This window comes from candidate division KSB1 bacterium (genome assembly GCA_022566355.1).
GTDB lineage: Bacteria > Zhuqueibacterota > JdFR-76 > JdFR-76 > DREG01 > JADFJB01.
Map to the genome: position 1 here is coordinate 1 of JADFJB010000196.1, position 4,887 is coordinate 4,887.

Below are 4,887 nucleotides of genomic sequence, written 5' to 3' on the forward strand. Positions count from 1 at the left end.
TTCTCCCAGGTGATGTCAAACTGCACAAAAGCGACGTGATTAAGTGCATCTTGTCCTGTGACTGTGGAGTTGCTAACCACCACATCGTTGGCAAACGCGGTTTGGAAACCAAAGAGACTAAGCGCCACCAGGGTCATACTTCTTAAGATTGTACGCATCTTGTTAACTCCTTTGAATTAGAGCTTGTTATTTTTATCTATATTATTACACCGTAAAGCTGTTGGCTTTTAGCTGAATTTTGTTTGCAGCTTTTCTGCGTTATGTATATGTCCTATTTTATTCAGGTAATTATTTTGTAAAACTCGCATGTTGATATTGGTAAATCATAATAAATTGACTATAAAAGTCAAACAAAGAAATTGTCATTTTTATGATAAAAATGTCACATCCATATAAATATGAATCAGTTGGTTTTTGGGGGGAAGCAAGAAAACTTTGAGAAGCTAATAGAAACAATAAAAAACCTCTTTTCTAATAATAGCGTCCTTGCTTGGTTCGGTTCCTTGATGTGTTAATATACGGATAAATATTTATTATTACAATAGTATTGTTTCAATATGAGAATCTTTTTTTACAGGGAATCCGATCTACCTATTTTCGTAGTAATGCAGTTTGCCTGCCGCTAAAAGTGTCTTTTGACCTGAAAATTATTCCAGTATTTGAAACTAAACTTGAAACCTTCAAGCCCAACCAATACAATTGCGTCAGAGTCCACGAATTGCTGTCGCATAATGACATTGGTATACATAATCCAAGTAGAAACGTTTTGATGTAAAGAAACTATTCATGGTCTCGCATCCTGCATTTTTCATGCGGGTATTCAATTTCTAATGTGACATGCTCAAAGCCCATGTCCGCGACCATAGCCTTTATCTCATGCTTTACCTGCGAAGCTTCATCCTGTGTGGTGTTTTCGTTTACTACAATATGAGTCGTAAATACGTGATTTTCGCCATCCAGCGACCATGTGTGTGCATGATGAATAGATTGCACTTTGTCTAGGCCCACTATCTTTTTTTCAATTTCAGGAAGATCAACATTTTCAGGTGTGGCTTGCAGGAACAGCGAAGAAGTCTTTCTCAAATTTCGAATCATGTTATATAACACATAGAGTGTAACCAATATAGACAATATAGGATCAAGAACGTAGATTTCTTTAAATAGCAGGATCGTACCCACAATCAATACGGCAATCCATCCCAACACATCCTCCAGTAGGTGCCAAACAACCATTCGCGCATTCATTGATTTGCCATTTCTTAATCTAAAAGCTGCCAGGCCATTGACAGCGATCCCAATCACGGCAAAAAAAACCATTCCGGGGCCGTGTGAACGCTCGGGCTCGATAATTCTTGGAACAGCTTCAGATATGATAAATATCGACCCGCCAATAAGAACGATCGCCGTGATGAACGCGCCAAGCAGCGAAAAGCGCCTGTAGCCATAAGAATAGTTTTTGTCTCTCCCCTTTTTTGAATAGTTTTCTAAGTACCATGTCAGGCCCAGAGAAAAACTATCGCCCAAATCATGGACTGCATCCGAAAGGATTGCCAAACTGTTTGTCAAGAAACCGCCTATGATTTCCAGAACGGTAAAGCCGAGGTTCAGGAAAAATACCGTTTTGATATTGTTGATGTTATTGTGTTGATGTGCCATTACCTATCTCAGATCAGGGGTGTAGAAGATGGGTGGATAATAATTGTTAAAAAAAGTGTGCGAAATCATGTGCACTAAATGGCCCAATCTGTCTACATTTTTTCTCCCCTAAAATAAATAAAGTTCGCTTGATAAGCAACCTTCGACAATATTAGTGGATTTAATTTTATGGCCTTTCACATTAAGATTTAAAAAGGGGAGTTTTTAAGAGTCCTTTAACCGATTGTTTATTATCATCATCATAGTTCTCCAATCCATATTTTATCTCTCGATAATTTTCCTTTTCCCGGTAACTTCTGAATATCCGATCCCAGATCGAAAGCACACTGGAGTAATTCGAATCGGTTTCAATTCTGGCCCGGGAATGATGAACTTTATGCATATTCGGAGAAACGATAAAAAAACGAATGAACCGATCCAAGTGCTTGGGGAGTACGATATTCGCATGATGAAACTGAGTTATTGTTAAGAGCACGATGTCATATAAAATAATCAACCAAATTGGGATACCAATCAGGACAATAATCCCAAGACGAAGAATCGATGAAATGGTAATCTCACCCAAATGGAAACGTACTGCAGTGGTAACATCCATTCCTGGATCACTATGATGCATGCGGTGGAATCGCCACAGAAACGGAATCCGGTGGTTTAATCGGTGCCAGCAGTACGTCCAACAATCAATGATTAGAAAAGCCGATACAGCATGGATTGTTGCGGGCGCTTTTAACCAGTTTAGCAGACCTAATTGGCGGGATTCTGTAATCAAGGCAACCGTTACCGTTATTCCTGAAAATACTAAACCTAATATCACAGCATTTATGCCAGCAATGGAAAGATTGCGAGCCGCATGCCGCACGCGGTTTTTAGGTTTCTCAAAGAACGGCGAAGCTGTTTCCCACATCCAGAAAACAACCAGGACGAGAACTGCAGCAATTGGCTGCCACTGTTTAAGAAGGATGTGCAGCACGAGCGTCATCCTTATTTTGTTCTATCTTAATGAAAGTGGATTCGGCGACCCGTTTGAATTTCTTTAACGACAACGCCATGCTAAACTTCATCCAAAAAGAAACGAAGGGTTCTAAAATCTGACTAGATGCCTGAACCTCAACAAATTTTATTATCGTGACCATGATTCTTCAATTCCTATGAAATTATCATTTTACCAATCATAATGTATTTATTTTTATCCCTTGATGGTTTATGGTTATTAATCAGGAAAATATCCTTGTTCAATAACAATGAATAGTACTAGTTGAGGAACCTATAATCAACGATTTTCTTAACTTTATTGGGATATTTGGATGGATAGATAATTTTTCAGATTGTGGACTTTGTTGACCTAAGCATATTTGCCGCCATTGGACGTTCCGGAACTTTTTCCGGTTGATTCGCTTCGTTCAGGTTGGCGTATATTAGGTTCGAACTTATCATTTTATCTCTCATTTTTGTTAACGACAGGTTTAAAGATCAAATTGTCACGATCCCAAACCCAACGGTTTTCAGTTGTTTCTGTTCGGTTGCCAGGGAATTTTCTAAAAATCCGATTTACGGCATCTCTGATTTTCCTTTCACTTATTTCCCAGTCCATAACAGCGCCTACGTATCGTCCACGCCAGATTAGTTGATCTGAATCGGGGTCTACAAACTCCAAAATTAGAGTTACCTGTTTATATTCGCCGGTCTTAAGTCTTTCAGGGCGCGAGCCGCTATATCCATAAAATCCGCCGTGTCCGTATCTGCCATAGCCGTATCTCCCGTAGCCATATTTTCCCAGACCGTATTTGCGGTAACGGTGACTTCCATAACTGTGGACACTTGCACCATTTTTACCATTGCCATAGCCATCGTAGGTCAAGTACAACTTATTCACAACTTCGATATGATAAGCAATTAGAAAATCCGGATTGCTAGCCGTCAATTTTTCATATCCCAGCGTCGTTAGTTTCTCTTGCACCGCCCTTTTTATTCGGTTTTCGAGGAGGGTATTTTCTGTGGATGGATTGGCTTCGGAATATAGAGGCCTTCTAACGCTAACCCAGCCAAAAGTTTTGAGTTCTGCAAAATTAATTTCGCGGTCATAGCCTGATCTTATGTCATCGTGGGAAAACCCCGAGAGTACTGCCGTCAGTAAGATGGCGAGGAAGATTTTCGTAGTTTTCATGTCTTTATTCTCCTTTTAGATTAGTTAAGTGGTACCATAAAATCATTAGAAATATGAACTCTTCGGTGGGGCCGAAGCCGTGTTAGCATCAGTGATAGGGGATAGGACAGTTTTGTTTGTGAGGGAGCTGTCGGGTGTTTCTGTATAATTTATCACTAACTGATCAGAAGTGTCGATTCTACCTTGCGCTGAAGACACCGATGTTGAAAGAGTCAACTCCAGCATTGGATCATTGGGACCCAGCGGATTTTTTCTTAGATCTAATAGCATAACTAACCCTAGAAAGCTTATGATATAAAATAATTTGTTCATGACTATTCCTCTCATTACTATTTGTATACTCCATAAACTTGATAGCTCTCTAAAGGCAGCGTCAAAGCTCCTTTTGAATTCGTTTAACAGGATTGTATTGGCCATCTTAAGCTCCTTTAGTTTCGTATCTTGTTTCTGCAGATAGATTACAATCGCTGTGCCAAAACAAAATAGGGTAGTAATAACAATCACAACCCTTTAAAATTATTAAAGTTAACCATTAGGGGATATTTTGACAGTGGATTGCTAAAGTCCCAACATATTGGGATTTCTTCGATATATTGGGAATTCCAGGATCAATGAACCACGATCTTTTTGGCGGAAAATTTGAATTATTCATAAATTTTCACCGCGAAGGCGCTAAGACGCAAAGAAACAAAGAGTCAGACTAAAATATGTTTTAATAACTAAGCAACTACAGTTTCAAATGATAAATACTAAAACTTGTCACTTTTCCTCTTGGCGATCTTTGCGTCTTTGCGGTTCATGAAAGATAGGGTTGAATAATCTAAATCTTCTCTATAGTCCAATTTTTACTGCAAGACATTTTGGTAGTGGTTTTTTTGTTGAAGGATCACTTATTTCAAATTTGTACTTACAAATGAACTATCACTCTATTAAATTAACTAAAAAACCTAACAACACAAATTTTCCAATTAGAAGAATAGAAAAAAGAGAATTCTCACTGAATTTGCTCTATAAATTAAATTTCAAAAGATTATCATATTATGCTGAAACAGGATAGGTGGATTGGG

The 4,887-nt window shown here is 38.5% G+C and carries 4 protein-coding genes; all 4 read right to left on the bottom strand.

The features are described from left to right. Positions 1-780: 780 nt before the first annotated feature. Positions 781-1,656 carry a cation transporter gene (locus IIC38_19950; protein ID MCH8128195.1) on the bottom strand — a complete coding sequence of 292 codons (876 nt, stop codon included), beginning with the start codon at positions 1,654-1,656 and terminating at the stop codon, positions 781-783. 181 nt (positions 1,657-1,837) lie between these two features. After that, positions 1,838-2,560 carry a sterol desaturase family protein gene (locus tag IIC38_19955; protein ID MCH8128196.1) on the bottom strand — a complete coding sequence of 241 codons (723 nt, stop codon included), beginning with the start codon at positions 2,558-2,560 and terminating at the stop codon, positions 1,838-1,840. Between the two features lie 46 nt (positions 2,561-2,606). Continuing rightward, a complete protein-coding gene (locus tag IIC38_19960; protein ID MCH8128197.1) occupies positions 2,607-2,789 on the bottom strand; it encodes a hypothetical protein in 183 nt (60 codons plus the stop codon). A 302-nt stretch (positions 2,790-3,091) separates the two neighbouring features. Next, positions 3,092-3,820: a DUF4136 domain-containing protein gene (locus IIC38_19965; GenBank protein ID MCH8128198.1), complete on the bottom strand. Its 729-nt coding sequence runs from the start codon at positions 3,818-3,820 to the stop codon at positions 3,092-3,094. Between the last annotated feature and the right edge of the window lie 1,067 nt (positions 3,821-4,887).

What these genes read in the sequence shown, in the direction of transcription:
- IIC38_19950 (MCH8128195.1), bottom strand. Translation starts at nt 1,656, where the DNA reads ATGGCACATCAACACAATAACATCAACAATATCAAAACGGTATTTTTC.
- IIC38_19955 (MCH8128196.1), bottom strand. Translation starts at nt 2,560, where the DNA reads ATGTGGGAAACAGCTTCGCCGTTCTTTGAGAAACCTAAAAACCGCGTG.
- IIC38_19960 (MCH8128197.1), bottom strand. Translation starts at nt 2,789, where the DNA reads ATGGTCACGATAATAAAATTTGTTGAGGTTCAGGCATCTAGTCAGATT.
- IIC38_19965 (MCH8128198.1), bottom strand. Translation starts at nt 3,820, where the DNA reads ATGAAAACTACGAAAATCTTCCTCGCCATCTTACTGACGGCAGTACTC.